We start from the raw sequence: 26,302 nt of genomic DNA on the forward strand, positions 1-26,302 counted from the left end.
TTTGCAGAAAGCGCGAGCGTCTCCCGCCGGAGGCGCGGCGGTCTTGAACGAAATTGCAGGACCGGGTCAGGCGCCGTGCGCAGCCGCGTATGCGCCAGGCGTGAAGCCCAGGAAACGGACGAAGGCCCGCGTCATGTGGCTCTGGTCGGCAAAGCCGGCGCCGGCCGCGGCATCGGCCAGCGCCCGGCCCTGCGCGATCAGCCGCCGCGCGCGCGACAGCCGGCACTGCTGCAGCCAGGCATGCGGCGGCAGCCCGAAGGCCGCCGCGAAGCCGCGCAGCAGCTGCCAGCGGCTCAGGCCGGCCTCGTGCGCGAGCTCGGCGAGCGTGGGCGCGGCCACGCAGTCGTCGGCGATGCGTGCCCGCGCACGCTCCAGCGCCACGGAAGCGATGCGAGGCACGGGCTCCGGCGCCAGCGCGCCCGGCGCATCGCGCAGCAGCTCGAGCACGCCCTGCTCGAGCGCCAGCGCATCGGCGCCCTCGGCCACGCCCGCGAACAGCCGTTCGACCCCGTGCCGCAGCGCCGGATCGTTGAGCACCGGCCGCGTCAGCTCGAGGCCCGGCGCGGCATCGGCCAGCAACGCGGGCGCCAGGTGCAGCATGCGCCAGGCGCGCGCCTCGCCGCGCAGCGCGACGCCGTCGTGCACCTCGCCGGGGTTGACCGTGATGACGTCCCCGCGCACCGCCTCGACCGCGCCGCGGCCGCTGGCCGAGCGCTGGCCGCCGCGGTCGATCACGCCGATGCCGTAGACGTCGTGCATGTGGCGCGGAAAGCTGCGCGCCGATTCGGCCGCGATCGTCTGCAGGCCCGGCAGCGCCGAGCCGCGGATGCGCACGGCGTCGACGGGCGCGGGCCTCGGCGTCATTCAGCCCCGCTGCTTCGCGAGCCAGCCGCGCAGCCGCTCCACGCCCTGCACCAGCCGCTGCGGATCCTTCGAGGCGAAGCACCAGCGCAGCCAGCCCTGCCCCTCGGGCGCGAAGGCATTGCCGGGCGCGAGCCCGAGCCCGGCCTCGACCACCAGCCGCTTCGCCACCTCGAAGGAATCGTCGAAACCCTCGAGCCGGAAGAAGGCATACATGCCGCCCTTGGCCGGTGCCACCTGCACGCCCGGCACGGCCGCGAGCAGCGGCACCAGCGTGTCGCGGCAGTGCTTGAGGTGCGCCACCACGCGCGGCGTGATCTCGGCCGTGTGCTCGATCGCCACCACCCCAGCGCGCTGCGTGAACACGCTCGCGCACGAGGTGTTGAACTCGATCAGCTTGCCGATGCCCTCGACCAGCGCGGGCGGCAGCACCAGCCAGCCCAGGCGCCAGCCGGTCATCAGGAAGCTCTTCGAGAAGCTGTGCGTGACCACCAGCCGGTCGTCGGGCCGGGCGATGTCGAGGAAGCTCGGCGCGCAGCCGTTGGCCGTGGGTTCGAAGTACAGGCGCTCGTAGACCTCGTCCGCGAGGATCCAGGTGCCGGTATCGCGGCAATGGTCGAGCACGGCCTGCTGCTCCTCGCGCGTCATCGTCCAGCCGGTCGGGTTGTTCGGCGCGTTGACGATCAGCAGCTTGGTGGTCGACGTGACCGCCGAGCGCAGCGCCTGCAGGTCGAGCGTCCATTCGCCCTGTACCGGCACCAGCGGTACCGTGCGCACCGTCGCGCCGAGGATCGCGGGCTGCGCCGTGAGGTTGGGCCACACGGGCGTCACCGCGACCACCTCGTCGCCGGCATCGACCAGCGCCTGCACCGCGAGCATCAGCGCGCTCACGCCGCCCGAGGTGACGGCGATGCGCGAGGCATCGACCGCGGGATGCAGGCTGCTGGTGTAGCGCGCGATCGCCGCGCGCAGCTCGGGCAGGCCGAGGTTGTGGGCATAGAAGGTCTCGCCGCGCTGCAGCGAATCGATCGCTGCCTGGCGGATGACTTCGGGCGTGACCTCGTCGCTCTCGCCGAACCAGAAGGCGAGCACGTCGCTGCGGCCGAGGCCGGCATTGGCGACTTCGCGGATCTTGGAGGCTTCGAGGTTGTGGATGGCTTGGCGCATGCTGTGTTTTTCTTTCGTTGTCGTCGTGTCTTCGCTTCGTGCCTTCAGGGGCGCTTCATCTTGCACGAAGTCGGCAGCTCCGCGCGCTCGGGGGCAATGGTCTTGACCACGCGAAAGCCGTAGCCCGAGCCCTCGACGTCGAACTGCACGCCCGGTCGGCCCTGCTTGTCCATCACGCCGACCACGAGCTGCTGCTGGAACTGGTGGTCGGCCGCGCGCATGCGCCCGCGCTGGCCGTACAGCGTGACGTCGGCCTGCTCGAGCGCGCGCGCCACCGCCACGGTGTCGGTGCTGCCCGCGCGCTCCAGCGCCTGCGCCAGCGACTCGATCAAGAGCTGCATGCGCATGTGGACGTAGTCGTCCGCGGGCTTCGGAAAGCGCGTGCGGAAGGCGCGGTAGAAGGCCTCCGACTGCGGCGTCTGCACGTTCGGCAGCCAGTCGGCCACCGCGATCACGCGGCCGATGCCGGCATCGCCGATGGCCGCGGGCGCGCCCAGCGCATTGCCGTAGAAGGTGTAGAAGGTGCCGTTGAAGCCGGCCTCGCGCGCGGCCTTCACGAGCAGCGTGAGGTCGTTGCCCCAGTTGCCCGTGACCACCGCCTGCGCGCCGCTCGCGATGATCTTGCTGGCGTAGGGCGCGAAGTCCTTCACCTTGCCCAGCGGATGCAGCTCGTCGCCGACGATCTCCACGTCGGGCCGCAGCGCGCCGAGCTGGCGCCGCGATTCGCGCAGCACCGCCTGGCCGAAGCTGTAGTCCTGCCCCAGCAGGTAGATGCGCTTGAGCGCGGCATCGTCCTTCACCACGTCCATCAGCGCGGCCACGCGCATGTCGGCATGGGCGTCGAAGCGGAAGTGCCAGAAGCTGCAGCGCTCGTTGGTCAGCGAGGGCTCGACCGCCGCGTAGTTGAGGAACAGCATGCGCCGCTGCGGGTCGCGCTCGTTGTTCTTGTCGATCGCATCGATCAGCGCCGCCGCGGTGGCCGAGGAGTTGCCCTGCAGCACGATGCGCGCGCCATCGTCGATCGCGGCGCGCAGCGCCGACAGCGCCTCCTCGTTCTGCCCCTTGCTGTCGTAGCGGTCGAGCTGCAACGGCCGCGCGCCGCTCGGCAGCCTGATGCCGCCACGCGCATTCACGCGCTCCACGGCCCACAGCAGGTTGCGGAACACCGCCTCGCCGGTGTTGGCGAACGGGCCGCTCATGCTCTCGATCAGCGCGAGGCGGATGGGTGCGGGCGGGGTCTGCGCGAGCGCCGCGAAGGGCCTCGCGCATAGCGACAGTGCCGCGAATTTCAAGGCCTGGCGGCGCTCGAAAAAGCTGGAATTCATTGACTTGAAACGCGCGCCGCTGGGCCTAGATGAGGTTTCAAGCGGCACTCAGGATTGAACGGCCGCGCAGTGTAAGGGACACACATTCCATGTCCCCATTGTGTTCATTCAGGAGTACTTCCATGTTTTTCGCACCCGCCCTCCGCGCCACCCGCTTCACCCCCCGCGCCTACGATCGCGCCTTCGAACGCTTCGTGAACGATGCCTTCGCCGGCACCGCGCGCCGCTCGCCGCTGGTCGAGCAGGACGACAAGAGCTGGACCCTGTCGCTCGACGTGCCCGGCTTCGCCCGCGAAGACCTGAGCATCGGCATCGAAGGCGCCGTGGTCCGCATCGAGAGCAAGGCCGACGCCAAGCGCCAGTTCAAGGCCGCCTACGAGCTGCCGCTGGACATCGACGCGGCCGCGAGCGAAGCCAAGCTCGAGAACGGCGTGCTGACCCTGAAGCTCGCCAAGGTGGTGCCGGTCAGCCAGGTCTCGCAGCTGCAGATCAACTGATCCAGGCGCAACCGACCTGCGAAAAAGCCCGCGCGGCGACGAGCCGCGCGGGCTTTTTCATGGGCGCTCTCAGGCGGTGGCGGGCAGGTCCGCCGACAGCGAGGCCATCGGCCAGCGCGGCTTCACGTCGAAGGCATAGCGCTCGGTGGGCTGCGACAGCCCCGACTGCAGCCGCATCGCCGCGGCCATCGCGATCATCGCGCCGTTGTCGGTGCACAGGTGCAGCTCGGGGTAGTGCACGCGCACGCCGCGCTTGGCGCAGGCCGCATTCAACTGCTCGCGCAGCATGCGGTTCGCGCCCACGCCGCCGGCCACCACCAGCCGCTTGAGGCCGGCCTGGTCGAGCGCGGCCAGCGATTTCTTCAGCAGCACCTCGACGATCGCCGCCTGCGTGGAGGCCGCGAGGTCGGGCTTGCGCGCCTCGAGCGAATCGCCGAGCTTCTTGGCCTGCGTGAGCACGGCCGTCTTGAGGCCGGCGAAGGAGAAGTCGAGGTCGCCGCTGTGCAGCAGCGGGCGCGGCAGCTTGAAGGCCGCCGGATCGCCGCCCTCGGCCAGCTTGGCGAGCCAGGGGCCGCCGGGGTACGGCAGGCCCATGAGCTTGGCGCTCTTGTCGAAGGCCTCGCCGGCCGCGTCGTCGATGGTTTCGCCGAGCAGCTCGTAGCGGCCCACGCCGTCCACGCGCATGAGCTGGGTGTGGCCGCCCGAGACCAGCAGCGCCACGAAGGGGAACTCGGGCGGGTCGGCGCTCAGGAACGGCGACAGCAGGTGGCCCTCGAGGTGGTGCACGCCGAGCACCGGCTTGCCGAGCGCCGCACCCAGCGCGCAGGCCACGCCCGCGCCCACGAGCAGCGCGCCCGCGAGGCCGGGGCCACGCGTGTAGGCGACCACGTCGACCTCGGCCAGCGTGCGTCCGGCCTCGGCCATCACGGCATCGGTCAGCGGCAGCACGCGGCGGATGTGGTCGCGGCTCGCGAGCTCGGGCACCACGCCGCCATAGGCCTGGTGCATCGCGATCTGGCTGTGCAGCGCATGCGAGCGCAGCACCGGCAGCGCGTCGCCATGCGACTCGACCAGCGCCACGCCGGTCTCGTCGCAGGAGGATTCGATTCCTAGAAGCAGCATGGCCGGGAGTGTAGGCGGCGGGCGGTAGGGGGTGCTGGCGCGGGGGTACGGCACGGATGTTGCACATGGCTGGGCACCCCATGAAATCCGGCCTGCACTTCCTGATCGCCGCGCGGCGCAGCGAGATCGACGCGCTCGAGCAGCTCGCGCGCACCAGCGAGCTGGTCGGCGCCGTGGGCCGGCTCGTGCATGCGCTGCAGCGCGAGCGCGGCATGTCGAACGTGTTCCTGGCCTCGCGCGGGGCGCGCTTCGCCGCCCAGCGCGATCCGCAGATCGCCGAGTGCGTGGCGCTCGAGCAGGCGGTGCGGCTGGGCTTCGACCGGCTCGAGGCCGAGGCGCAAGGCCGCGCGGGCGACGGCAACCACACGCGGCTGTTCAGCCGCATCGCCTGGGTGCTGCCGGGCCTCGATGGCCTGCCGGCCCTGCGCCGGCGCATCGCCGCGCTCGAACTGCAGCCCGCGCAGGCCACCGCGGCCTTCGCCAAGCTGGTCGCGGGGCTGCTGTCGGTGGTGTTCGAAGCCGCCGACGGCGCCACCGACCCCGAGATCTCGCGCCTGCTGGTGGCGCTGTTCAATTTCATGCAGGGCAAGGAGTTCGCGGGCCAGGAGCGCGCCCTCGGCGCCGCCGCCCTCGCCATGGGCCGCGTCGACGACGCCCAGCGGGCCCAGTGGCTGCACCTGGTCGAGTCGCAGGAGCGCTGCTTCCAGGTCTTCACCGAGTTCTCCAATCCCACGCTGCTCGCGCTGTGGCGCCAGAGCCAGAGCGACAGCACGCTGGCCGAGCTCGAGCGCATGCGCCGCATCGGCACCGTGCATCCGGGCGCGGCACCCGCGGGCGGTCTGCCCGATCCGCGGCTGAGCCAGGCCTGGTTCGACTGCTGCAGCGCGCGCATCGACGCCATGCGCACCGTCGAGGACCGGCTGGCCGACGACCTGCGCCTGCAGTGCGGCCACAAGACCGAACAGGCGCGGCGCGAGCTCGAGGACTACCGGCGCCTGCTCGACACCCTGGCGCCGCGCGACGACGGCGAGCGCTTCTTCGACGACGTGCTGGCGCCGGTACTGGTCGCGGCGCGGCCGTCCGCGCCCGAGGCCACCACGCTCTACGGCCGCACGCTCGAGCGCTCGGTGCTCGACATGGTGCAGGCCCAGTCGCGCCGGCTGCAGGCCATGGGCGACGAGCTCGAGACCGTGCGCGCCTCGCTCAACGAGCGCAAGCTGGTCGAGCGCGCCAAGGGTCTGCTGATGGCGCACCGCCGGATGAGCGAGGAAGAGGCGCACAAGATGCTGCGCCAGACCGCGATGAATCAGAACCGCCGGCTGGTCGACGTGGCCGAGTCGGTGCTCGCGATGGCCGACTACCTGCCACGCTGATCGGTCCGCTCTGGTGCAGTGCACAACAAGCGTGCCTTCTGACGCGCCGGCCGCCCTTCCCCACCGAATCGAAGGCCCGGGCGCACCCATACGGCGCATCGAGCTAGCAAAGCCATAGCAAAACCAGGCGCGCCGAGGCTGGCACGCGCTTTGCTCAAGACAGTTCATGAGGCCTGCGGGCCTCCAGGCAGAGGGCCCCCAATGGCGGGGGCCGTCCACCGACCCGGACAAAGGCGTCCTTATCCCGCGGGGCTGGCTCGTTTGCGAGCAGCCCCCTGCGGCGGTGAGGACGCCTTTTCGTTTTTGTCTTCCTTCCTTCTCTTCGCTGGAGTCCCCCATGTCCGATACGCTGCAAACCAAACTGAGCCGGCGCCGCGTGCTGCAGGCCGCCGCCATCGGCGCCGTCGGGATCGATCCCGCGCTGCGCGCCGCCGTCTGGGCCCAGGGCTCCGACAAGCCCGAGAAGGAGGAAGTGAAGATCGGGTTCATTCCGCTGACCGACTGCGCCAGCGTGGTGATGGCCTCGGTGCTGGGCATCGACAAGAAATACGGCGTGAAGATCGTGCCGAGCAAGGAGGCGAGCTGGGCCGGCGTGCGCGACAAGCTGGCCAACGGCGACCTCGACATGGCCCACGTGCTCTACGGCCTGGTCTATGGCATGCACCTGGGCCTGAGCGGCCCGAAGAAGGACATGGCCGTGCTCATGACCCTCAACAACAACGGCCAGGCGATCACGCTGTCGAAGAAGCTGGCCGACAAGGGCGCGGTCGACGCGGCCTCGCTCGCCAAGCTGATCGCCAGCGAGAAGCGCGAATACACCTTCGCCCAGACCTTCCCCACCGGCACCCACGCGATGTGGCTCTACTACTGGCTCGCCTCGGCCGGCATCGACCCGTTCAAGGACGTCAAGAACATCACCGTGCCGCCTCCGCAGATGGTGGCCAACATGCGCGTGGGCAACATGGACGGCTACTGCGTGGGCGAGCCCTGGGGCCAGCGCGCGATCATGGACGGCATCGGCATCACGGCCATCACCACGCAGGACATCTGGAAGGACCATCCCGAGAAGGTGCTCGGCACCACGGCCGAGTTCGCGAAGAAGTATCCGAACACCGCGCGCGCCGTGACCGCCGCCGTGCTCGAGGCCGGCAAGTGGATCGACACCGGCCTGCAGAACAAGAACAAGATGGCCGAGACCATCGCCGACAAGAGCTACGTCAACACCAGCGTGGACGCGATCAACCAGCGCATCCTGGGCCGCTACGTCAACGGCCTGGGCAAGAGCTGGGACGACCCCAACCACATGAAGTTCTACAACGGCGGCGCGGTCACCTTCCCCTACCTGTCGGACGGCATGTGGTTCCTCACGCAGCACAAGCGCTGGGGCCTGCTCAAGGAGCATCCCGACTACCTCAAGGTCGCGACCGAGATCAACCGCATCGACATCTACAAGCAGGCCGCCGCCGCCACGCAGACGCCGGTGCCCAAGGACCCGATGCGCAGCAGCAAGCTGTTCGACGGTTCGGTCTGGGACGGCAAGGACCCGAAGAAGTACGCCGAGTCCTTCAAGCTCCATGCATAGGGAGAACACCATGGTCAGCGCAGTCTTCCATTCGCCGCTCGAGGCGGTCGCCGCGCCGTCGGCCCCGGCCATTGCGGCCAAGCCCGCCGCCACCGCGGCACCCGTTCGCCCCCTGACAGCGCCCGAGCCGCGGGCGCGCACCCCGCTCGACCTGCGCGCCTTCTGGATGCGCGTGTTGCCGCCGCTCGCGGGCTTCGGCCTGCTGCTGCTGGTGTGGGAGATCGTGGCCATGCGCAGCACCACCGGCTTTCCCTCGCCGCTGGCGGTCTGGCAGCAGGCGCTCACGGTGTTCAGCGATCCCTTCTACAGCAAGGGCCCCAACGACCAGGGCGTGGGCTGGAACGTGCTGTCCTCGCTGCAGCGCGTGGCGCTGGGCTTCGGCCTCGCGGCACTGGTCGGCATTCCGGCCGGCTTCGCGATCGGGCGCTTCGAGTTCCTTGCGCGCATGTTCAATCCGCTGATCAGCCTGCTGCGCCCGGTCTCGCCGCTGGCCTGGCTGCCGATCGGCCTCCTGGTGTTCAAGGGCGCCAACCCGGCCGCGATCTGGACCATCTTCATCTGCTCGATCTGGCCGATGGTCATCAACACCGCCGTGGGCGTGCAGCGCGTGCCGAGCGACTACATGAACGTGGCCAAGGTGCTGAACCTCAGCGAATGGAAGATCCTCACCAAGATCCTGTTCCCGGCCGTGCTGCCCTACATGCTGACCGGCGTGCGGCTGGCCGTGGGCACCGCCTGGCTGGTGATCGTGGCGGCCGAGATGCTGACCGGCGGCGTGGGCATCGGCTTCTGGGTCTGGGACGAATGGAACAACCTCAACGTCGCCAACATCATCATCGCGATCTTCGTGATCGGCATCGTCGGCCTGGTGCTCGAGTTCGCGCTGATCAAGCTCGCGACGGCCTTCACGTTCGAAGAGGTGAAATCATGATCGACGAGTCGAGGTACATCGAGATCCACGGCGTCGAGCAGGCCTTCAAGACGCCCAAGGGCCGCTTCGTCGCGCTGCGCGACGTCCACCTCGGTGTGGCCAAGGGCGAGTTCATCACGCTGATCGGCCATTCGGGCTGCGGCAAGTCCACGCTCTTGAACCTGATCGCCGGCCTCACCACGCCCACCGCGGGCGCGCTGCTGTGCGCCAACAAGGAGATCAAGGGCCCGGGCCCCGAGCGCGCCGTGGTGTTCCAGAACCATTCGCTGCTGCCCTGGCTCACCTGCTTCGAGAACGTCTACCTCGCGGTCGAGCGCGTGTTCGCCGCCACCGAGAACAAGGCGCAGCTGCGCGCGCGCACCGACGCGGCGCTGGCGCTGGTCGGCCTCACGCCGGCGGCGCAGAAGCGCCCCGGCGAGATCTCAGGCGGCATGAAGCAGCGCGTGGGCATCGCGCGCGCGCTGTCGATGGAACCCAAGGTGCTGCTGATGGACGAGCCCTTCGGCGCGCTCGACGCCCTCACGCGCGCCAAGCTGCAGGACGAGCTGCTGGCCATCGTGCAGAAGACGCGCAGCACGGTCGTGATGGTCACGCACGACGTGGACGAGGCCGTGCTGCTGAGCGACCGCATCGTGATGCTGACCAACGGCCCGGCCGCCACCATCGGCGAGGTGCTCACGGTCGACATCCCGCGTCCGCGCAACCGCGTCGAGCTCGCGGAGGACCCGGCCTACGTGCATGCGCGCAAGGCCGTGATCGACTTCCTCTACACGCGGCAAGGGCACGTGGAGAAGGCAGCGGCCTGAACCACGACTTTGCCCCCGGGCGCATCACGACATGATGACCTGGAGGCTGTGCTCGTACGAGGCCGTGAGGCCCTCGAAGGTGTCGACCAGCGCCTCGCTCGAGCGCACCAGCGCGGCGCGACCGTCGGCGCTCTCGAGCGCGCGCACGCCGCCCACCAGCCGCAGCCATTCGTCGCGCGCGCTCGCGAGCCCGGCGCGGATCTCCGCGGTGCTCAGCGGCGCGCGCTCGAGTTCGAGCAGCGCGGCCTCGAACTCGTCCATGGTCGGCAGCAGCCGCGCCTGGGCGGCCTGCTGCTCGAGCGCCGAGGCCAGCAGCGCGTCCTTGGCCAGGCGCTGGGCGCGCATGCGCTGGCGTCCGCAGATGTTGACGATGCGCAGCGCGCGCCGCGCGCCCGAGGCTTCGAGCGCCTCGGTCAGCGCCTCGGCGGCCGCGAGCAGCACCTCGGCGCGATGGTCGATGTCGGCCAGCCCGGCCGCGCTGGGGCGCGCCGCGAGCGCGGTCGACAGCACGGTCCAGGCCGTCCGCGCCTCGGCCAGCGCCAGGGCACCCGCCGCCTGCAGGCCGAGGGTCGCGAGGTGATCGAGATTGCGCTGCACCCGCTCGGCCGACTGCGCACGCAGCACGCGCGCGCGCTGCACGTCGATGCCGCCCAACAGTTGCGCGGCCAGCCGCACCAGCCGCTGCGACAGCATGCGCAGCTGGCCCGCGCGGTTGATGGCGTCGGCCCATTGCGCGGCCTCGATGACCGAGCGCGAGACCTCGCCGAGCCGCAGGTTCGCATGCATCGCGGCACCGCGCAGCAGGCCGAAGGCCTCGTCCTCGCCGATGCCGCGCGCGGACATCAGCAGGCCCTTGGCGCGATCGACCCACTTGCGCTCGTCCATCCGGGTGCGCAGGTTCTCCAACTCGGTGCGCAGCGCGCGTTCGCGCTGCCAGCGGGCCTGCGCGCGCGCGAGCAACGCGACCAGCGATGCCGCGTCGAGCGACTCGAGCGGCGACCAGGCATGCACGCCGAGCGCGACCAGCTCCTCGTGCCGTGCGCCGTCGAGCGGCCCGCTCGCCAGGCTCAGCGCGCAGGGCGGCAGGCCCGACCAGGCGCGCAGCACCTCGCTCAGTTCGCGCGTCGGCGCGGCCGTGCAGACCAGCACCTGGCGCGGCGCGAGCGCCTCGGCCTCGCGCGCGAAGCCCGGCAGGTCCGTGCAGCCGAGCAGCTCGATGCCAGCCGCGGCCAGCGCATCGCTCATCGCCGCGGGCAAGGCGCTCGGGCCGGGTTCATCGGGCAGGACAACGAGAAGGGACATCGGGGAGATCGGACAAAGGGCATGGGATCGGGCACCGCGAGCATAGGCGAGGGCCGATGCCCCTCGCGTCTTTCGTGGGCGGCATGCGTCTTGCATGAAACGGGCCGCGGTGTAACGAAGCACCACTTTGGTGAGGCCGCAGGCTCCTGCGTCCGTTCCGGCAGCAACGATGCCGGCTGCACCCTTCATGCCGACGGCGCGCGCCGCCGGCTCCCCCGTCCCACCCCCGTCCGTCGACTCGGCCTCCACAGGGCCGGGCCGCGGCTTTTCGCACCCACGAACGCCATGTCCGGTTTCAGGAATTTCTTGCGCTCAGGCCACGGCCCGACACTGTTCGCGGCCTTCCTGTATTTCTCGTTCTCCTGCTGCATCTGGGTGCTCAACGGCGCCATGGCGCCCTTCATCGGCGAGAGCTTCGACCTCTCGCCGGCGCAGAAGGGGCTGATGCTCTCGGTGCCGATCATCGCGGGCGCGCTGATGCGCTTCCCGCTCGGCATCCTGTCGCAGTACATCGGCCGCAAGAAGGCCACGATGGTCGAGATGGCGCTGATCGCGGTGGCGATGCTGTTCGGCTTCTTCTTCGTGCGCAGCTTCAACGACCTGCTGGCCATGGGCGTGCTGCTGGGCATCGCGGGCGCGAGCTTCGGCGTGGCGCTGTCGCTCGGTTCGGGCTGGTTTCCGCCGCAGCACAAGGGCCTGGCGATGGGGCTGGTGGGCGCGGGCAACGTGGGCACGGCGGTGTCGGTGCTGATCGCGCCGCCGCTCGCGCAGTGGCTGGGCTGGCAGGCGGTGTACGGCGTGGCCGCCGGCGCGATCCTGATCCCGATGGTGGTGATGGTGGTGTTCGCCAAGGAGCCGCCCGACGTGAACGCCCATTCGAGCTTCCGCGAGCACATCGCCTGCCTGTTCGAGAAGGACGGCTGGGTGTTCAGCCTGATCTACGGCGTGACCTTCGGCGGCTTCATCGGCCTCACGACCTTCCTGCCCTCCTACTACTACGACCAGTTCGGCGTCAGCAAGGTGCAGGCGGGCCAGCTCACCATGCTCGCGGCCTTCATGGGCGCGGCGGTGCGCATCGCCGGCGGCTGGATCTCCGACCGCTGGGGCGGCGTGAACACGCTGACGGTGGTGCTGCTGGTGGTGGCCGTGGCGCTGGCGCTGGTGGGCCTGGCTTCGGGCTCGCTGGTGCTCACCACCCTGCTGCTGATCGTCTGCTTCGCGGCGCTGGGCGCGGGCAACGGCGCGCTGTTCCAGCTCGTGCCGCTGCGCTGGCCGCTGAGCACCGCGGTGGCCGGCTCGATGATCGGCGAGATCGGCGCCCTCGGCGGCGGCCTGGTGCCCAACGCCATGGGCCTGTCGAAGCAGTACCTGGGCAGCTACCTCTGGGGTTTCGTCTTCTTCGCGGCGCTGTCGCTCGTGATGCTGGGCGTGATGCGCGTGATGCAGATCCGCTGGACCCGCACCTGGGCCGAGAAGGGCGGCCGGGCACGCGTGGCGCCGGCAACCACCTCGCAGCGGAGGACCGCATGACCCGCCATCGCGCTCGCGCCTCAGCGTGGCAGGAACAGCAGCCACACCACCAGCAGCAGGTTGAACAGCACCGACACGCCGAGCGCGAGCTGGTAGAGCGCCAGCGGATCGCGGCGGATCAGCGGCGTGGCGACGGGCGCGCCCACCGGGCGCGAGGCGCCGCGCTCGAGCGCGAGCAGCAGCTCCTCGGCGGTCTCGAAGCGTTCGCGCGGATCGCGCGCCACGGCCTTGCGCACCAGGTGGTCGAGCCAGATCGGCACATCGGGCCGCAGGCGCGACAGCGCCACCGGGTCGCGCCGGTAGCGCCCCACCTGGTAGGGCTCGATTTCGCCGTAGGGCAGGTGGCCGGTGAGCCACTGGTAGAGGGTCACGCCGAGCGCGAACAGGTCGCTGCCGGCGTCGGCCGTGCCGCCCTCCTCCCACTGCTCGGGGTTGATGTAGCTCGGCGTGCCGGCATGCAGCTCGCGCTGCGCCGCGCTCTCGCGGCCCGACAGCGCCACGCCCAGGTCGAGGATGCGCCAGCGCCCGTCGTCGCCGCGGTGCAGGTTGCCGGGCTTGATGTCGCGGTGCACCACGCCCTGGCGGTGCAGCCGGCCGAGGGCGCGGCTCCATGCGATGGCGGCCGCCACCACCTCGGCCACGGCGCCGCGCGGGGCCGCCTTGCGCAGCTGCTCGAGCGTGCGGCCGCCATGCCAGTCGAACACGATGTAGAGCGCGCTGGCCTCGGCCGCGCGCTCGTGCGCCCGCACGAAGCCGTCGCCGCCCACGCGCAGCCCGAGCCAGGCCTCGTGCGCGAGCATCGCGCGCTCCTGCGGATCGCCGGCGCGCGCGGGATGCAGGGTCTTGAGCGCGACCAGCTCGCGCGTGAGCGGATCGCGCGCCTGGTAGAGCAGGTGCACGCCGGTGTCGGCCACCAGCGCCGTCACCACGTAGCCGTCGAGCGCCTCGCCCACCTTGAGCGCGGGCGGCGGCGCGAGCCGGCGGCCGTCGCCGAGCTCGTCGTCGAGCCGGCGCGCATCGAGCCCCAGCACGCGGATCACCAGCGCGGTCGCGTTGTCGCGCGTGCCGGCATCGAGTGCCGCGTTCACCAGCGCCTCGCTGGCGGCCTCGGCGTCGCCCTGCAGCGCCAGCGCGGCCAGTCGCCGCGCATCGAGCACGCCATGCACGCCGTCGGAACTCAGCACGAAGCAATCGCCCACGCGCAGGTCGCCCTGCAGGTAGTCGACGCGCACCTGGTCGTCGAGGCCGATGGCGCGCGTGAGCCGGCTGCGCAGGTCGGGATGGTCGAAGGCATGGTCCTGCGTCAGCGGCACGGCGGCGGCCTCGCCGGCGCGCACGCGCCAGGCGCGCGTGTCGCCCACGTGGGCCAGCGTGTAGCCCTGGCCGTGCAGCACCAGCGCGGTCAGCGTGGTGAGGGCGGCGCCGCCCTCCTCGCCCTTCCCGCGCTGGCGGCGGCGGTTGTGGTCGGCCAGCCAGCCGTTCTGCGCGCCGATCAGCCGGTCGAGCGCGGCGGTCGGCTCCCAGGTGGCGGGCGTGGCGAAGTAATCGGCCAGCAGGCCCATCACCGTGGTCTGCGCCGCCTCGCGGCCGCGCCCGCCGGCCGAGACGCCGTCGGCGATGGCCGCGATCAGCCCGCGCGCCTCGTCGCCCGGCGGCGCATGCACCGCGCCGGCGAAGTCCTCGTTGGCCTCGCGCGGGCCGCGCTGGCTGCTGTAGCCGATGTCCACCTCGAAGCTCATGGCGCGATTCTGACCGCGCGCGATGGGCAGGCGCTCGCTTGATGTCCCCTAGTTCGCAGAAAGGCAGGGCCCGATGGAAAAGATGAAACTCGTGCTGATCGGCAACGGCATGGCCGGCGTGCGCACGCTCGAGGAGCTGCTGAAGATCGCCCCCGGCCTCTACGACATCACGGTGTTCGGCGCCGAGCCGCATCCCAACTACAACCGCATCATGCTGTCGCCGGTGCTCGCGGGCGAGCAGACGCTCGACGAGATCGTGCTCAACGGCTGGGACTGGTACCGCGACCACGGCATCGCGGTGCATGCCGGCAGGAAGGTGGTCGAGGTCGACCGCGTGAAGCGCATCGTGCGCGCCGACGACGGCACCGAGGCCGCCTACGACCGCCTGCTGGTCTGCACCGGCTCCACCCCCTTCATGCTGCCGGTACCCGGCAAGGAGCTCGAGGGCGTGATCGCCTACCGCGACATCGCAGACACCGACTGCATGATCGAGACCGCGCGCACGCACCGCCACGCGGTGGTGATCGGCGGCGGCCTCCTGGGCCTCGAGGCCGCCAACGGCCTGATGCGGCGCGGCATGGAGGTGACCGTGGTGCACGTCATGCCCTGGCTCATGGAACGCCAGCTCGACGAGGCCGCGGCCCGGCTGCTGCAGCAGTCGCTCGAGGAACGCGGCCTGAAGTTCAGGATGGGCGCGCAGACGCAGGAACTGGTCGGCGGCGAGCAGGGCCGCGTCACCGCGATCCGCTTCAAGGACGGCACCGAGGTTCCGGCCGACCTGGTCGTGATGGCCGTGGGCATCCGCCCCAACGTCGAGCTGGCCGAGCGCATGCGGCTGCACTGCCACCGCGGCATCGTGGTCACCGACACCCTGCAGACCGTGACCGACGCGCGCATCTACGCGGTCGGCGAATGCGCGGCGCACCGCGGCATCGCCTACGGCCTGGTGGCGCCGCTGTTCGAGCAGGCCAAGGTGGCGGCCAACCACCTCGCGCAGTTCGGCATCGGTCGCTACCAGGGCTCGCTGACCTCGACCAAGCTCAAGGTCACGGGCATCGACCTGTTCAGCGCGGGCGAGTTCATGGGCGGCGAAGGCACCGAGGAGATCGTGATGAGCGACCCCTTCGGCGGCGTCTACAAGAAGCTGGTGCTCAAGGACGACAAGCTGGTGGGCGCCTGCCTCTACGGCGACACGGTGGACGGCAGCTGGTACTACGAGCTGGTGCGCGAGGGGCGCAGCGTGCAGGAGATCCGCGACCGGCTGATGTTCGGTGAAGCCGTCGTCGGCGATGCCGGCGGAGCCGGCGACGAAAGCCCCGCCGCCGAACCGAAAGCCACCGCATGACCGACACCCGCTCCACCTGCCCCTACTGCGGCGTCGGCTGCGGCGTGATCATCGAGTCCGAGGGCGCGCAGATCACCGGCGTGCGCGGCGACCCGGACCATCCGGCCAACTTCGGCCGCCTCTGCACCAAGGGCTCGACCCTGCACCTGACGGCCAGCGCACCGATCACGCGCCAGACGCGGCTGCTGCGCCCGATGCAGCGCGCGCGCCGCGGCGAAGCACCGCAGCCGCTGGGCTGGGACGCGGCGCTCGACCAGGCGGCCGGCCGCTTCGCCGGCATCGTGCAGGCGCACGGCCCCGACGCGGTCGGCTTCTACGTCTCGGGCCAGTTGCTCACCGAGGACTACTACGTCTTCAACAAGCTCGCCAAGGGCCTGGTCGGCACCAACAACATCGATACCAACTCGCGCCTGTGCATGAGCAGCGCGGTGGCCGGCTACAAGCAGACGCTGGGCGCCGACGCACCCCCTGCCTGCTACGACGACCTGCGGCATGCGCAGTGCCTGTTCATCGTCGGCAGCAACACCGCCTGGGCCCATCCGATCCTGTTTCGACGCATCGAGGACGCGAAGGCCGCCAACCCCGCGCTGAAGATCGTGGTGGCCGACCCGCGCCGCACCGACACGGTGGAGATCGCCGACCTGTTCCTGCCGCTGCAGCCGGGCACCGACGTGATGCTGTTCAACGGCATGCTGCACCTGATGCTGCGCGAAGGCTGGATCGACGCCGACTACATCGCGGCCCACACCAGCGGCTTCGAGGCGCTGAAGGCCACGGTGGGCGACTGCACGCCCGAGACGGTGGCACGGGTCTGCGGCCTGTCGACCGAGCAGCTGTTCGAGGCAGCCCGGCTGTTCGCCACCTCGCCGGCCACGCTGAGCCTGTACTGCCAGGGCCTCAACCAGTCCTCGAGCGGCACCGCGAAGAATGCCGCGCTGATCAACCTGCACCTGGCCACGGGCCAGATCGGGCGCGCGGGCGCGGGGCCGTTCTCGCTCACCGGCCAGCCCAATGCGATGGGGGGGCGCGAGGTCGGCGGCCTCGCGAACCTGCTGAGCGCGCACCGCGATCTCGCGAACCCTGCGCACCGCGCCGAGGTCGCCGCGCTCTGGGGCGTGCCCTCGGTGCCCGCACAGCCCGGCAAGACCGCGGTCGAGATGTTCCAGGCCGCGGCCGACGGCGAGATCCGCGCGCTGTGGATCGCCTGCACCAACCCGGCCCAGTCGATGCCCGACCAGGCCACGGTACGCCGCGCGCTCGAGCGTGCCGAGTTCGTGGTGGTGCAGGAAGCCTTCGCCACCACCGCCACCTGCGCCTACGCCGACCTGCTGCTGCCGGCCACCACCTGGGGCGAGAAGGAAGGCACGGTCACCAACAGCGAACGCCGCATCTCGCGCGTGCGCCCCGCCGTGCCACCGGCCGGCGAAGCACGCCACGACTGGTCGATCGCGGCCGAATTCGCGCGCCGGCTCGAGGCCCGGCTGGGCCGCGCGGCCACGCTGTTTCCCTACGAGAACGCCGAATCGGTCTGGAACGAGCACCGCGAATCGACGCGCGGGCGCGACCTCGACATCACCGGCCTGAGCTGGGCGCTGCTCGAGCACGCCGGCCCGCAGCAATGGCCGCTGCGCGAGGGCGAGACGGCCGGCCGCGCGCGCCTCTACGAGGACGGCGTGTTCCCCACGCCCGACGGCCGCGCGCGCTTCGCCGACACCGTCTACCGCCCGCTGGCCGAGCCGCGCGAACCGCGCTGGCCGTTCTCGCTCAACACCGGCCGGCTGCGCGACCAGTGGCACGGCATGAGCCGCACCGGCAACGTCGGCCGGCTGTTCGGCCACGTGGCCGAGCCCGCGGTGCAGATGAATCCGCAGGACATGGCGCGGCGCGCGCTGCGCGAGGGCGACCTGGTGCACCTGAGCTCGCGGCGTGGCTCGATCCTGCTGCCCGCACGTGCCAGCGAGGAGATCGCGCCCGACCAGGCCTTCGTCGCGATGCACTGGGGCGGCGAGTACCTGGGCGGCTCGTCCTCCACCGGCACGCCGCTCGCGGGCATCAATGCCGTCACTACGCCGGCGTACTGCCCCATCTCGAAGCAGCCCGAGCTCAAGCACGTGCCGGTCAAGATCCTCAAGGCCGAGCTGCCCTGGTCGCTGCTGGCCATGGCCTGGCTGCCCGACGACGACGCGCTGGCCGCGCGCCGGGCGCTGCAGGCGCTGATGGCGGCCTTCCCGTTCGCGGCCTGCGTGCCCTTCTCGGGCGCCGACGGCAGCCGCGGCGGCCTGCTGTTCCGCGCCGCCGCCTACGAGGCGCCCGACGACGCCCTGCTCTCGCGCATCGAGGGCCTGCTGGGCCTGCAGGCGCCCGACACCCTGCGCTATGCCGACCGCCGCCGCGGCCAGCGCCGCGCGGCGCGGCTGGCGCGCCGGGCCGACGGCGCGCGGCTCGAGGCCTTCCTGCTGGGCGGCGACACCAGCGCCGAGGCCTGGATCGCCACCGTGCTGCGCGAGGAGCTGCCGGCGCAGGACTATGGCCGGCTGCTGCTGTCGCCCGGCGCGCGCGCGCCGGTGGCGGTGCAGTCGCGCGGCAAGCCGGTCTGCACCTGCTTCAACGTGACCGACCTCGCGATCGAGCGCCAGCTGCGGCGCTGCGACGGATCGCCCGCGGAACGGCTGGCCGCGCTGCAGGGGGCGCTGAAATGCGGCACCAACTGCGGTTCGTGCATTCCCGAACTCAAGCGACGGGTGCGCTCGACGCCGGTGGAGGCGCTGGCGTGAGCCGTGCCCTGCCTTGCTCCTTCCCCCGCTGGGGGAAGGCCGGGATGGGGGCACCGGGCCGTTCCATCGTTACGCACGCATCCATCGCACGGTGCCCCCACCCCAGCCCTCCCCCAGCGGGGGAGGGAGCACAAGCCCCCGCGTCCAGGACAGGCATAAGCGAACTCTCATTCCGGCATAAGCCTTGCGGGACAATCCGCCTACCCATGGGAATCAGCCACTACATCAAGGAAATCGGCCGGGGCGCGCGCGGCGCCCGGCCGTTGTCGCGCGAACAGGCCTGCGACCTGTTCGGCCAGGTGCTCGACGGCACCGTCACCGACCTCGAGATCGGCGGCTTCTGCCTCGCGATGCGCATCAAGGGCGAAACGCCCGAGGAGATGGCCGGCTTCCTCGACGCCACGCATGCGCGGCTGGCGCGCTTTCCCGCCACCGAACGCCCGCTGGTCGTGCTGCCCAGCTACAACGGCGCGCGCAAGCTGCCGGTGCTCACGCCGCTGCTGGCGCTGCTGCTGGCGCGCGAGGGCCTGCCGGTGCTGGTGCACGGCAGCGCCACCGAGACCGCGCGCGTGCTGGCCTCCAACGTGCTCGAGGCGCTGGGCATCGCGCCGCTGGCCGCGGTGCGCGAAATCGCCGCCGGCGAGGCCGCCTTCGCCGCCACCGAGCTGATGAGCCCGGGCCTCAAGCGGCTGCTCGACGTGCGCCGCGTGGTCGGCCTGCGCAACCCGGGCCACAGCGTGGTCAAGCTGATGCAGCCGGGCGCCGGCGCCTGCGTGGTGGTCGGCAGCTATACCCATCCCGAGTACGCGCGCGTCATGGCCGAGACCTTCGAGCTCACCGGCATGACGGCGCTGCTGTCGCGCGGCCTCGAGGGCGAGGTGGTGTCGGACCCGCGCCGCACGGCCCAGATCGACGGCTTCGTGCGCGGCGTGCGCACCGAGCTGCAGGCCCAGCAGCCCGGCACCGACCCCGAGGTGCCCGGCCTGCCGAAGGACATCGACGTCGCGACCACGGCCGACTACACGCGCCGCGTGCTGGCGGGCGAGCTCCCCGTGCCCGAGGCGATCGCAACGCAGGTCCGGTACATCACGCAACTGGCATCCCACGCATGACAACCAACGCCCCCACCCCCTCCCTCATCGCCGGCCGCTGCACGCTGGTGGGCGCCGGCCCGGGCGACCCCGAGCTGCTGACCGTCAAGGCCGTGAAGGCGATCCAGGCCGCCACGGTGCTGCTGGTCGACGACCTCGTGAACGACGCCATCGTGCAGGCTTATGCCCGGCCCGATGCGCGCATCGTGCACGTGGGCAAGCGCGGCGGCTGCAAGAGCACGCCGCAGGCCTTCATCGAGCGGCTGATGATCACCGCGGTGCGCGAGGGCGAGACGGTGGTGCGGCTCAAGGGCGGCGATCCCTTCATCTTCGGCCGCGGCGGCGAGGAGGTCGAGCACCTGCGCGAGGCCGGCATCGAGTGCACGGTGGTCAACGGCATCACGGCCGGCCTCGCGGCCGTCACCGCGCTGGGCGTGCCGCTCACGCACCGCGACCATGCGCAGGGCGTGGTGTTCGTCACCGGCCATGCGAAGACGGGCGCCGGCGCCGCCGACGATCCGACCGACTGGCGCACGCTGGCCGCGACCGCGCATGCAGCGCGGCTCACGCTGGTGATCTACATGGGCGTGTCGGGCGCGGCCCGCATCGAGCGCGAGCTGCTGCACGGCCTGCCGGCCGGCACGCCGGTGGCCGTGATCCAGCATGCGAGCCTGCCGCAGCAGCGCCACGTCGCGACCACGCTGGGCCAATTGCAGCGCGGCATCGCCGAGGCCGGCCTCGCGAGCCCGGCGGTGATCGTGGTGGGCGACGTGCTGCGCGGCCTGGCCGCCGCCGGCCTGCCGGCGGACGCGGACCGCTTCGGCACCTGATCCCGGCACGCGCCGTACGCCCTAAGGCGTAGCGGCGAACCAGGCGGCCCGCGCACCCGAGCGCGTGGCATGGATCGTGCTCGGCCACGGGCAATGAATGCCGTCGCCACGCCCGTCCCCGCCGCCATCGAGATCGTCGCGCTGAGCAAGCGCTACGCCCCGGGCACCCCGGCCGCCGTCGACCGGATCGACCTGCGCATCGCCAGCGGCAGCTACTGCTGCCTGCTCGGCCCCTCGGGCTGCGGCAAGAGCACCACGCTGCGCATGATCGCGGGCCACGAGTCGGTGACCAGCGGCGACATCCTGCTCGACAACCGCAACATCACCGACCTGCCGGCCGCCGCGCGCGGCACGGCGATGATGTTCCAGAGCTTCGCGCTGTTCCCGCACCTGTCGGCCACCGACAACGTGGCCTTCAGCCTCAAGATGAAGGGCGTGGCCAAGGCCGAGCGCCAGCAGCGCGCCAATGCGCTGCTCGAGCGCGTCGCGATGGGGCACCTGGCCGCGCGCAAGCCCGGCGAACTCTCGGGCGGCCAGCAGCAGCGCGTGGCGCTGGCGCGCGCGCTCATCACCGAGCCGCGCGTGCTGCTGCTCGACGAACCGCTGTCGGCGCTCGACCCCTTCCTGCGCATCCAGATGCGCGCCGAGCTGCGGCGCTGGCAGAAGGAGCTGGGCCTGACCTTCGTGCACGTCACGCACTCGCAGGAAGAAGCGATGGCGCTGGCCGACACCATGGTGGTGATGAACCACGGCGTGATCGAGCAGGTCGGCTCGCCGCACGCGGTCTACAACCATCCGGCCAGCGAGTTCGTGGCGCGCTTCATGGGCGGCCACAACGTGCTCGACACGCCCGCCGGCCCGATCGCGGTGCGCAACGACCGCATGCGGATCGCGCCGGCCGCCGAGACGGCCGAGGGCCTCGCCGCCACCGTCACCGACGTCGAATACCAGGGCACCTACGTGCTGCTGGGCCTCGCGCTCGACGCGGCCGAGCCCGGGCGCGCGAGCGTGTCGGTGCAGCTCGGCGAGGCCGCGTTCCTCGCAAAGCCGTACGCGCTCGGCGAGGCCGTGCGGCTGTCGTGGGCCGAGGCCGATGCGCGCGTGCTCGGGCCGGGCGCGAAGCCGCCGGGCGAGCGCACGCCGGAGCCCACGGCCGCGCTGCGCGACGACACGGCAGCGATCGCGATGACGCTCTGAGCCCCCTCTTTTCTTTCTTCCCTTCCGCGTTCCTCCCCTTTCTTTCAGGAGACTCAGCATGACCGACACCCTCGACTCCCCCCTCGGACTCAAGCGCCGCACCTTGCTGCAAGGCACGGCCGGCATCCTGGCCACGGGCATCGCGCCCTTCGTGCATGCGCAGGACAAGGTGGTGCTGCGCTACCTCGGCACGGCAGTGAACCAGGACAAGGCGATCGCCGAGAAGTTCAAGGCCGACACCGGGATCGAGATCCAGTACGTGGCCGTGACCACCGACGACGTGACCAAGCGCGCGGTGACGGCGCCCAACAGCTTCGACCTGATCGACACCGAGTTCTTCTCGCTCAAGAAGATCGTGCCGACCGGCAACCTCAAGGGCATCGACAGCAAGCGCGTGAAGAACGCCGACAAGATCACCTCGCTGTTCACCAAGGGCGAGGTGGCGGGCAAGAAGGTCGGCGACCAGGGCACGGCGCCCGTGAAGGTGATCTACCTCGAGGGCGAGAAGAGCAAGGCCTTCGCCAAGTCGGCCACGCAGTTCATGTCGCTGATCCCGACCACCTACAACGCCGACACGCTGGGCATCCGCCCCGACCTGATCAAGCGCCCGATCGGCTCCTGGGCCGAACTGCTGAACCCCGAGTTCAAGGGCAAGACCGCGATCCTCAACATCCCCTCGATCGGCATCATGGACGCGGCGATGGTGGTGGAGGCCAAGGGCCTCCACAAGTACGCCGACAAGGGCAACATGACCAAGGCCGAGATCGACCTCACGATCAAGACGCTGATCGAGGCCAAGAAGGCCGGCCAGTTCCGCGCGCTGTGGAAGGACTTCAACGAGTCGGTGAACCTGATGGCCTCGGGCGAGGTGGTGATCCAGTCGATGTGGTCGCCGGCCGTGACGGCCGTGCGCAGCAAGGGCATCGATTGCACCTTCCAGCCGCTCAAGGAAGGCTATCGCGCCTGGGCCTCGGGCTTCGGCCTGCCGGCCACGCTGTCGGGCAAGAAGCTCGACGCGGCCTACGAGTTCATCAACTGGTTCCTCGACGGCTGGGCCGGCGCCTACCTCAACCGCCAGGGCTACTACAGCGCGGTGCTCGACACGGCGAAGGCCAAGATGGAAGCCTACGAGTGGGCCTACTGGATGGAGGGCAAGCCCGCGGCGCAGGACATCAAGAGCCCGCAGGGCGACGTGATCGCCAAGGCCGGCGCGGTGCGCGACGGCGGCAGCTACGAGCAGCGCATGGGCGGCATCGCCTGCTGGAACGCGGTGATGGACGAGAACGAGTACATGGTCCGCAAGTGGAACGAGTTCGTCGCGGCCTGATCCCGTGAGTGCACCCACCGCCCGCGCGAACGCCGCCACCGAGCCGCTGCATGCCGTGAAGGCGTGGTGGCAGGCGGCGCCGTTCGCGCTGGTGTTCCTGCTGTTCTTCCTGGTTCCGCTGGCGCTGGTGGCGATGGTGAGCCTGTGGAACTTCAACGAGTACGAGCTGATCCCGGCGTTCACGCTGCGCAACTACCTGAGCCTGTTCGAGGGCTGTTCGCGGCTGACCGACAACGGCGACCTCTGCGTGACGCTCAACACCTACCTGAGCACCTTCAAGTTCTGCCTGCTGGTCTGGGGCATCACGCTGCTGATCGGCTTCTCGGTGGCCTACTTCCTGGCCTTCCACGTGCGCTCGTCGACGATGCAGACGGTGCTGTTCGTGCTGTGCACGGTGCCGTTCTGGACCTCGAACGTGATCCGCATGATCTCGTGGGTGCCGCTGCTGGGCCGCAACGGGCTGGTGAACCAGGCGCTGATGGGCCTGGGGCTGGTGCAGCAGCCGGTGGAGTGGCTGCTGTTCTCCGACTTCTCGGTGGTGCTGGCCTTCGTGCACCTCTACACGATGTTCATGATCGTGCCGATCTTCAACAGCATGATGCGCATCGACCGCTCGCTGCTCGAGGCCGCGAACGACGCGGGCGCCTCGGGCTGGCAGACGCTGTGGAACGTGGTGGTGCCGCTGTCGCGCACGGGCATCCTGATCGGCTCGATCTTCGTCATCACGATCGTGATGGGCGACTTCGTGACCATCGGCGTGATGGGCGGCCAGCAGATCGCCTCGATCGGCAAGATCATCCAGGTGCAGACCTCGTACCTGCAGTTCCCGCTGGCGGCCGCCAACGCGATGATCCTGCTGGCCGTGGTGCTGATGATCATCTGGGGGCTGACGCGGCTGGTGGACATACGCAAGGAGCTCTAGCAGGCTGTTGAATTTCTCCGGGGAACTGCTGGTTCGGGAAGAGACTGATGCTGGTACGGTTGAAGTGACGCAACGACGTGGGGTGATACCGATGCGCGGATCAGATGGGATGCAGGAAGGCCTGTTCACGCTGGCCAAACTTGATGACTTCGTGCCGCCAGACCATCCGCTGCGAGCCATCCACGGGCTGGTCAATGAGGCACTGGTCGGCTTGAACGGTCTGTTCAACACGATCTACGCCGAGACTGGGCGAGCGTCGATTGCCCCCGAGAAGTTGCTACGGGCAATGCTGATCCAGGTGTTCTTCTCCGTGCGCAGCGAACGGCAACTGATGGAGCAGGTTCGCTACAACCTGCTATTTCGTTGGTTCATCGGGCTGGCCATCGATGACGAGGTCTGGGACCACTCAGTCTTTTCCAAGAACCGTGATCGCCTGCTGGAGCACGCTGTCGTCGAGAGCTTCTTCGCCCAGGTGATGCGACTGGCTGACAAGCGCAAGCTGCTGAGCAAGGAGCACTTCTCGGTGGACGGCACGCTCATCCAGGCTTGGGCCAGTCACAAGAGCTTCTTGCCCAAGGACGGCGACGGGCCCGGGGCGGGTGGCGGCCCCGCAGGTCGCAACCAGGAGCGCGATTGGAAGGGCCGACCACGCAGCAACGATACGCACCAGAGCAAGACAGATCCGGATGCCAGACTGTTCCGCAAGGGCGCCAGCACTGCAGCGATCCTGGCGTATCAAGGCCATGTGCTGATGGAGAACCGCAACGGTCTGGTTGTTGGCGCGGTGGTTACGTACGCCGACGGCTACGGCGAGCGCTCGGCAGCATTGGCGATGCTCGACACCGTCCCCGGAGCACACCGTAAGACGGTCGCAGCCGACAAGGGCTACGACACGCGAGACTTCATCGCCGACTGCCGCAAGCGCGGCGTGACGCCGCACGTGGCCAGCCACACGACGCGTTGGGGTGGCAGCGCCGTCGATGGACGAACGACTCGTCACGCCGGCTACGCTGCCAGCCAGGTCGTGCGCAAGCGCATCGAAGAGCACTTCGGCTGGGCGAAGACGGTCGGGAGGATACGACAGACGATGTACCGCGGACTCCAGCGTGTCGACCAGCAGTTCAAGCTCACCATGACGGCCAGCAATATCGTGCGGATGGCTCGAATGCTGTGCATTGGGCCTCAAAGGGCTGTGCAATGAGCCCACGAACGGCCCCCTGCCCGACGTGTGGCGCACGTGCGCAAAGCCTCATCGGTCCAAACCGACAGCCAAGCCCTGGCCAATTCGGCTTCAACCGCCTGATCAAGCTAACCAATCGACGTTTGCAACGTCGAATTTCAACAGCCTGCTAGGTGGTCTTCTTGCATTGCCAGTTTCGATGTGTGGGACGCGCTCGCGCCGACGGGGTGCTCTGCTCCGCGAATGTCCCCCGGCCTTCGGCCTCCTCCTTGATTTCGCTGCGCAGAGCACCCCATCGACGCGAGCGAGGCGCAGCGGTGATGACGGGCCGGGCACCACCGGCCTGCCCAGATGCACGGGGCACCGGGTACTCCCCGCAGCGAAATCAAGGAGGAGCCCGAAGGGCGGGGGACATTCGCGGAGGGGAGTACCCGGTGCCCCGTGCATCCGCCCCGAAAAAAGACACACCATGACCGACCACATCCGAGAGAAACGCAACAAGGGCTTCTGGCCCCTGGCCACCGTCTTCGCCCTCTTCGTGCTGTTCCTCTACGGCCCGATGATCACGATCTTCGTGCTGAGCTTCCAGGGCCCCGAGGGCGGCCTGACCTTCCCGCTGCGGGGCGTCTCGCTGCATTGGTTCCACAAGCTCGCCGAGGGCCTGGGCACGGTCGACATCGGCGCCGCGTTCCGGCGTTCGCTCGCGCTGGGCGCCGTGGTCATGGGCTTCACCGTCGTGCTCTCGGTGCTCGCCGGCCTCGCGTTCCGCAAGAAGCTCGCGGGCGGCAACACCCTGTTCTTCGTCACGGTAGCGAGCCTGATCATGCCGTCGATCATCATCTCGCTGGGCATCGGCCTGCAGTTCCGGCTGCTCGACACCGGCATCAAGGCCCTGCTGACCGCCATCGACGCCACCACCCTGCTCGAGGGCTACGGCACCGCGCTCGGCCTGTTCAGCTCCGCCCTCGGCGCCCACCTGACCTGGACCCTGCCCTTCGGATTGCTCATCATGTTCGCGGTCTTCAATCGCTTCAACCCGGCCTACGAGGAGGCCGCGCGCGACCTCGGCGCCACGCCCTGGCAGACCTTCCGCTTCATCGTGCTGCCGCTGATCGGCCCCTCGATCGTGGGCATCGGCATGTTCGGCTTCACCCTCTCGTGGGACGAGATCGCGCGCACCTCGCAGGCCATCGGCGACGTCAACACCCTGCCGCTCGAGCTGCAGGGCCTGACCTCGACCGTGACCACCCCTTCGATCTATGCCCTCGGCACGGTGACCACCGTGGTGTCGCTGCTGGTCATGGCGGCGGCGCTGGGGGCGGCCGCGCTGCTGCGGCGGCGCTCCACCCGAAGGGGGTGACCGCTTTGGCGCCGCCCGACCTAAAATCGCGCCCCTACAAA

The 26,302-nt window shown here is 70.2% G+C and carries 20 protein-coding genes and 1 pseudogene; 15 read left to right on the top strand and 6 right to left on the bottom strand.

The genetic code is table 11. The annotated features are described in order from the left end of the window. Positions 1–66: 66 nt before the first annotated feature. From R0232_RS23280 to R0232_RS23290, 3 genes are read right to left on the bottom strand one after another with little or no spacing between them, the layout of a single operon-like run. Positions 67–864 (bottom strand): AraC family transcriptional regulator, encoded by a 798-nt coding sequence (locus tag R0232_RS23280; protein WP_431509554.1) that lies wholly within the window; start codon positions 862–864, stop codon positions 67–69. Continuing rightward, positions 865–2,028: a pyridoxal phosphate-dependent aminotransferase gene (locus R0232_RS23285; RefSeq protein ID WP_431509555.1), complete on the bottom strand. Its 1,164-nt coding sequence runs from the start codon at positions 2,026–2,028 to the stop codon at positions 865–867. Between the two features lie 44 nt (positions 2,029–2,072). Then, positions 2,073–3,353 (bottom strand): branched-chain amino acid ABC transporter substrate-binding protein, encoded by a 1,281-nt coding sequence (locus tag R0232_RS23290; protein WP_431509556.1) that lies wholly within the window; start codon positions 3,351–3,353, stop codon positions 2,073–2,075. Positions 3,354–3,475: 122 nt separating this feature from the next. On the opposite strand from R0232_RS23290, the gene R0232_RS23295 reads away from it, so the two are divergent. Further along, entirely contained in the window at positions 3,476–3,850 is a 375-nt protein-coding gene (locus R0232_RS23295) for an Hsp20/alpha crystallin family protein (RefSeq protein ID WP_296737480.1), read from the top strand. A 69-nt stretch (positions 3,851–3,919) separates the two neighbouring features. Here the strand turns inward: R0232_RS23295 and tsaD are convergent, their stop codons facing one another. Further along, complete coding sequence (tsaD, locus tag R0232_RS23300) at positions 3,920–4,972, bottom strand: tRNA (adenosine(37)-N6)-threonylcarbamoyltransferase complex transferase subunit TsaD (protein ID WP_431509557.1); 1,053 nt, start codon at positions 4,970–4,972, stop codon at positions 3,920–3,922. A gap of 80 nt (positions 4,973–5,052) precedes the next feature. Here tsaD and R0232_RS23305 point away from each other — a divergent pair, with 80 nt between their 5' ends. The 4 genes from R0232_RS23305 (at position 5,053) to R0232_RS23320 (ending at position 9,664) form a co-directional block, all read left to right on the top strand. Continuing rightward, positions 5,053–6,345 (top strand): nitrate- and nitrite sensing domain-containing protein, encoded by a 1,293-nt coding sequence (locus tag R0232_RS23305; RefSeq protein WP_431509558.1) that lies wholly within the window; start codon positions 5,053–5,055, stop codon positions 6,343–6,345. Between the two features lie 337 nt (positions 6,346–6,682). Beyond that, positions 6,683–7,927 (top strand): CmpA/NrtA family ABC transporter substrate-binding protein, encoded by a 1,245-nt coding sequence (locus tag R0232_RS23310; protein WP_203201921.1) that lies wholly within the window; start codon positions 6,683–6,685, stop codon positions 7,925–7,927. Positions 7,928–7,937: 10 nt separating this feature from the next. Further along, the gene (gene ntrB, locus R0232_RS23315; RefSeq protein ID WP_431509559.1) at positions 7,938–8,858 is read left to right on the top strand and encodes a nitrate ABC transporter permease; all 921 of its coding nucleotides are present in this window, start codon (positions 7,938–7,940) and stop codon (positions 8,856–8,858) included. After that, positions 8,855–9,664 carry an ABC transporter ATP-binding protein gene (locus tag R0232_RS23320; protein WP_431509560.1) on the top strand — a complete coding sequence of 270 codons (810 nt, stop codon included), beginning with the start codon at positions 8,855–8,857 and terminating at the stop codon, positions 9,662–9,664. The genes ntrB and R0232_RS23320 overlap by 4 nt, the downstream gene beginning before the upstream one ends. A gap of 24 nt (positions 9,665–9,688) precedes the next feature. On the opposite strand, the gene R0232_RS23325 is transcribed toward R0232_RS23320, so the two are convergent. Further along, positions 9,689–10,966 carry an ANTAR domain-containing protein gene (locus R0232_RS23325; protein ID WP_431509561.1) on the bottom strand — a complete coding sequence of 426 codons (1,278 nt, stop codon included), beginning with the start codon at positions 10,964–10,966 and terminating at the stop codon, positions 9,689–9,691. 285 nt (positions 10,967–11,251) lie between these two features. On the opposite strand from R0232_RS23325, the gene R0232_RS23330 reads away from it, so the two are divergent. Further along, a complete protein-coding gene (locus tag R0232_RS23330; RefSeq protein ID WP_431509562.1) occupies positions 11,252–12,496 on the top strand; it encodes an MFS transporter in 1,245 nt (414 codons plus the stop codon). A 20-nt stretch (positions 12,497–12,516) separates the two neighbouring features. Here the strand turns inward: R0232_RS23330 and R0232_RS23335 are convergent, their stop codons facing one another. Beyond that, entirely contained in the window at positions 12,517–14,235 is a 1,719-nt protein-coding gene (locus tag R0232_RS23335) for a protein kinase domain-containing protein (protein ID WP_431509563.1), read from the bottom strand. 73 nt (positions 14,236–14,308) lie between these two features. Here R0232_RS23335 and R0232_RS23340 point away from each other — a divergent pair. The 9 genes and pseudogenes from R0232_RS23340 to R0232_RS23380 form a co-directional block, all read left to right on the top strand. Continuing rightward, positions 14,309–15,565 (top strand): annotated as a pseudogene (locus tag R0232_RS23340) (NAD(P)/FAD-dependent oxidoreductase); the annotation flags it as partial. 11 nt (positions 15,566–15,576) lie between these two features. Beyond that, positions 15,577–18,354 carry a molybdopterin-dependent oxidoreductase gene (locus R0232_RS23345; protein ID WP_431509564.1) on the top strand — a complete coding sequence of 926 codons (2,778 nt, stop codon included), beginning with the start codon at positions 15,577–15,579 and terminating at the stop codon, positions 18,352–18,354. Between the two features lie 206 nt (positions 18,355–18,560). Continuing rightward, positions 18,561–19,466: a DNA-binding protein YbiB gene (ybiB, locus tag R0232_RS23350; RefSeq protein WP_431509565.1), complete on the top strand. Its 906-nt coding sequence runs from the start codon at positions 18,561–18,563 to the stop codon at positions 19,464–19,466. Next, positions 19,463–20,275: a uroporphyrinogen-III C-methyltransferase gene (cobA, locus tag R0232_RS23355; protein WP_431509566.1), complete on the top strand. Its 813-nt coding sequence runs from the start codon at positions 19,463–19,465 to the stop codon at positions 20,273–20,275. The genes ybiB and cobA overlap by 4 nt, the downstream gene beginning before the upstream one ends. Before the next feature lie 93 nt (positions 20,276–20,368). Continuing rightward, positions 20,369–21,472 carry an ABC transporter ATP-binding protein gene (locus tag R0232_RS23360; RefSeq protein WP_431509567.1) on the top strand — a complete coding sequence of 368 codons (1,104 nt, stop codon included), beginning with the start codon at positions 20,369–20,371 and terminating at the stop codon, positions 21,470–21,472. A gap of 58 nt (positions 21,473–21,530) precedes the next feature. Next, the gene (locus tag R0232_RS23365) at positions 21,531–22,799 is read left to right on the top strand and encodes an ABC transporter substrate-binding protein (RefSeq protein ID WP_431509568.1); all 1,269 of its coding nucleotides are present in this window, start codon (positions 21,531–21,533) and stop codon (positions 22,797–22,799) included. Positions 22,800–22,803: 4 nt separating this feature from the next. After that, positions 22,804–23,721, top strand: coding sequence for an ABC transporter permease (locus tag R0232_RS23370; RefSeq protein ID WP_093339420.1), 918 nt, complete (start codon positions 22,804–22,806; stop codon positions 23,719–23,721). A 91-nt stretch (positions 23,722–23,812) separates the two neighbouring features. Next, on the top strand, positions 23,813–24,922 hold the full coding sequence (locus tag R0232_RS23375) for an IS5 family transposase (protein WP_431512875.1): 1,110 nt from the start codon (positions 23,813–23,815) through the stop codon (positions 24,920–24,922). A 448-nt stretch (positions 24,923–25,370) separates the two neighbouring features. Next, complete coding sequence (locus R0232_RS23380; protein ID WP_431509569.1) at positions 25,371–26,261, top strand: ABC transporter permease; 891 nt, start codon at positions 25,371–25,373, stop codon at positions 26,259–26,261. Positions 26,262–26,302: the final 41 nt, after the last annotated feature.

Origin of the sequence: Variovorax sp. DAIF25 (assembly GCF_050711835.1) — a bacterium.
Taxonomy (GTDB): domain Bacteria; phylum Pseudomonadota; class Gammaproteobacteria; order Burkholderiales; family Burkholderiaceae_C; genus Variovorax.

Bases quoted from the DNA above. Each gene is read 5' to 3' on its own strand.
- R0232_RS23280 (WP_431509554.1), bottom strand. From the start codon at position 864: ATGACGCCGAGGCCCGCGCCCGTCGACGCCGTGCGCATCCGCGGCTCG.
- R0232_RS23285 (WP_431509555.1), bottom strand. From the start codon at position 2,028: ATGCGCCAAGCCATCCACAACCTCGAAGCCTCCAAGATCCGCGAAGTC.
- R0232_RS23290 (WP_431509556.1), bottom strand. From the start codon at position 3,353: ATGAATTCCAGCTTTTTCGAGCGCCGCCAGGCCTTGAAATTCGCGGCA.
- R0232_RS23295 (WP_296737480.1), top strand. From the start codon at position 3,476: ATGTTTTTCGCACCCGCCCTCCGCGCCACCCGCTTCACCCCCCGCGCC.
- tsaD (WP_431509557.1), bottom strand. From the start codon at position 4,972: ATGCTGCTTCTAGGAATCGAATCCTCCTGCGACGAGACCGGCGTGGCG.
- R0232_RS23305 (WP_431509558.1), top strand. From the start codon at position 5,053: ATGAAATCCGGCCTGCACTTCCTGATCGCCGCGCGGCGCAGCGAGATC.
- R0232_RS23310 (WP_203201921.1), top strand. From the start codon at position 6,683: ATGTCCGATACGCTGCAAACCAAACTGAGCCGGCGCCGCGTGCTGCAG.
- ntrB (WP_431509559.1), top strand. From the start codon at position 7,938: ATGGTCAGCGCAGTCTTCCATTCGCCGCTCGAGGCGGTCGCCGCGCCG.
- R0232_RS23320 (WP_431509560.1), top strand. From the start codon at position 8,855: ATGATCGACGAGTCGAGGTACATCGAGATCCACGGCGTCGAGCAGGCC.
- R0232_RS23325 (WP_431509561.1), bottom strand. From the start codon at position 10,966: ATGTCCCTTCTCGTTGTCCTGCCCGATGAACCCGGCCCGAGCGCCTTG.
- R0232_RS23330 (WP_431509562.1), top strand. From the start codon at position 11,252: ATGTCCGGTTTCAGGAATTTCTTGCGCTCAGGCCACGGCCCGACACTG.
- R0232_RS23335 (WP_431509563.1), bottom strand. From the start codon at position 14,235: ATGAGCTTCGAGGTGGACATCGGCTACAGCAGCCAGCGCGGCCCGCGC.
- R0232_RS23345 (WP_431509564.1), top strand. From the start codon at position 15,577: ATGACCGACACCCGCTCCACCTGCCCCTACTGCGGCGTCGGCTGCGGC.
- ybiB (WP_431509565.1), top strand. From the start codon at position 18,561: ATGGGAATCAGCCACTACATCAAGGAAATCGGCCGGGGCGCGCGCGGC.
- cobA (WP_431509566.1), top strand. From the start codon at position 19,463: ATGACAACCAACGCCCCCACCCCCTCCCTCATCGCCGGCCGCTGCACG.
- R0232_RS23360 (WP_431509567.1), top strand. From the start codon at position 20,369: ATGAATGCCGTCGCCACGCCCGTCCCCGCCGCCATCGAGATCGTCGCG.
- R0232_RS23365 (WP_431509568.1), top strand. From the start codon at position 21,531: ATGACCGACACCCTCGACTCCCCCCTCGGACTCAAGCGCCGCACCTTG.
- R0232_RS23375 (WP_431512875.1), top strand. From the start codon at position 23,813: ATGCGCGGATCAGATGGGATGCAGGAAGGCCTGTTCACGCTGGCCAAA.
- R0232_RS23380 (WP_431509569.1), top strand. From the start codon at position 25,371: ATGACCGACCACATCCGAGAGAAACGCAACAAGGGCTTCTGGCCCCTG.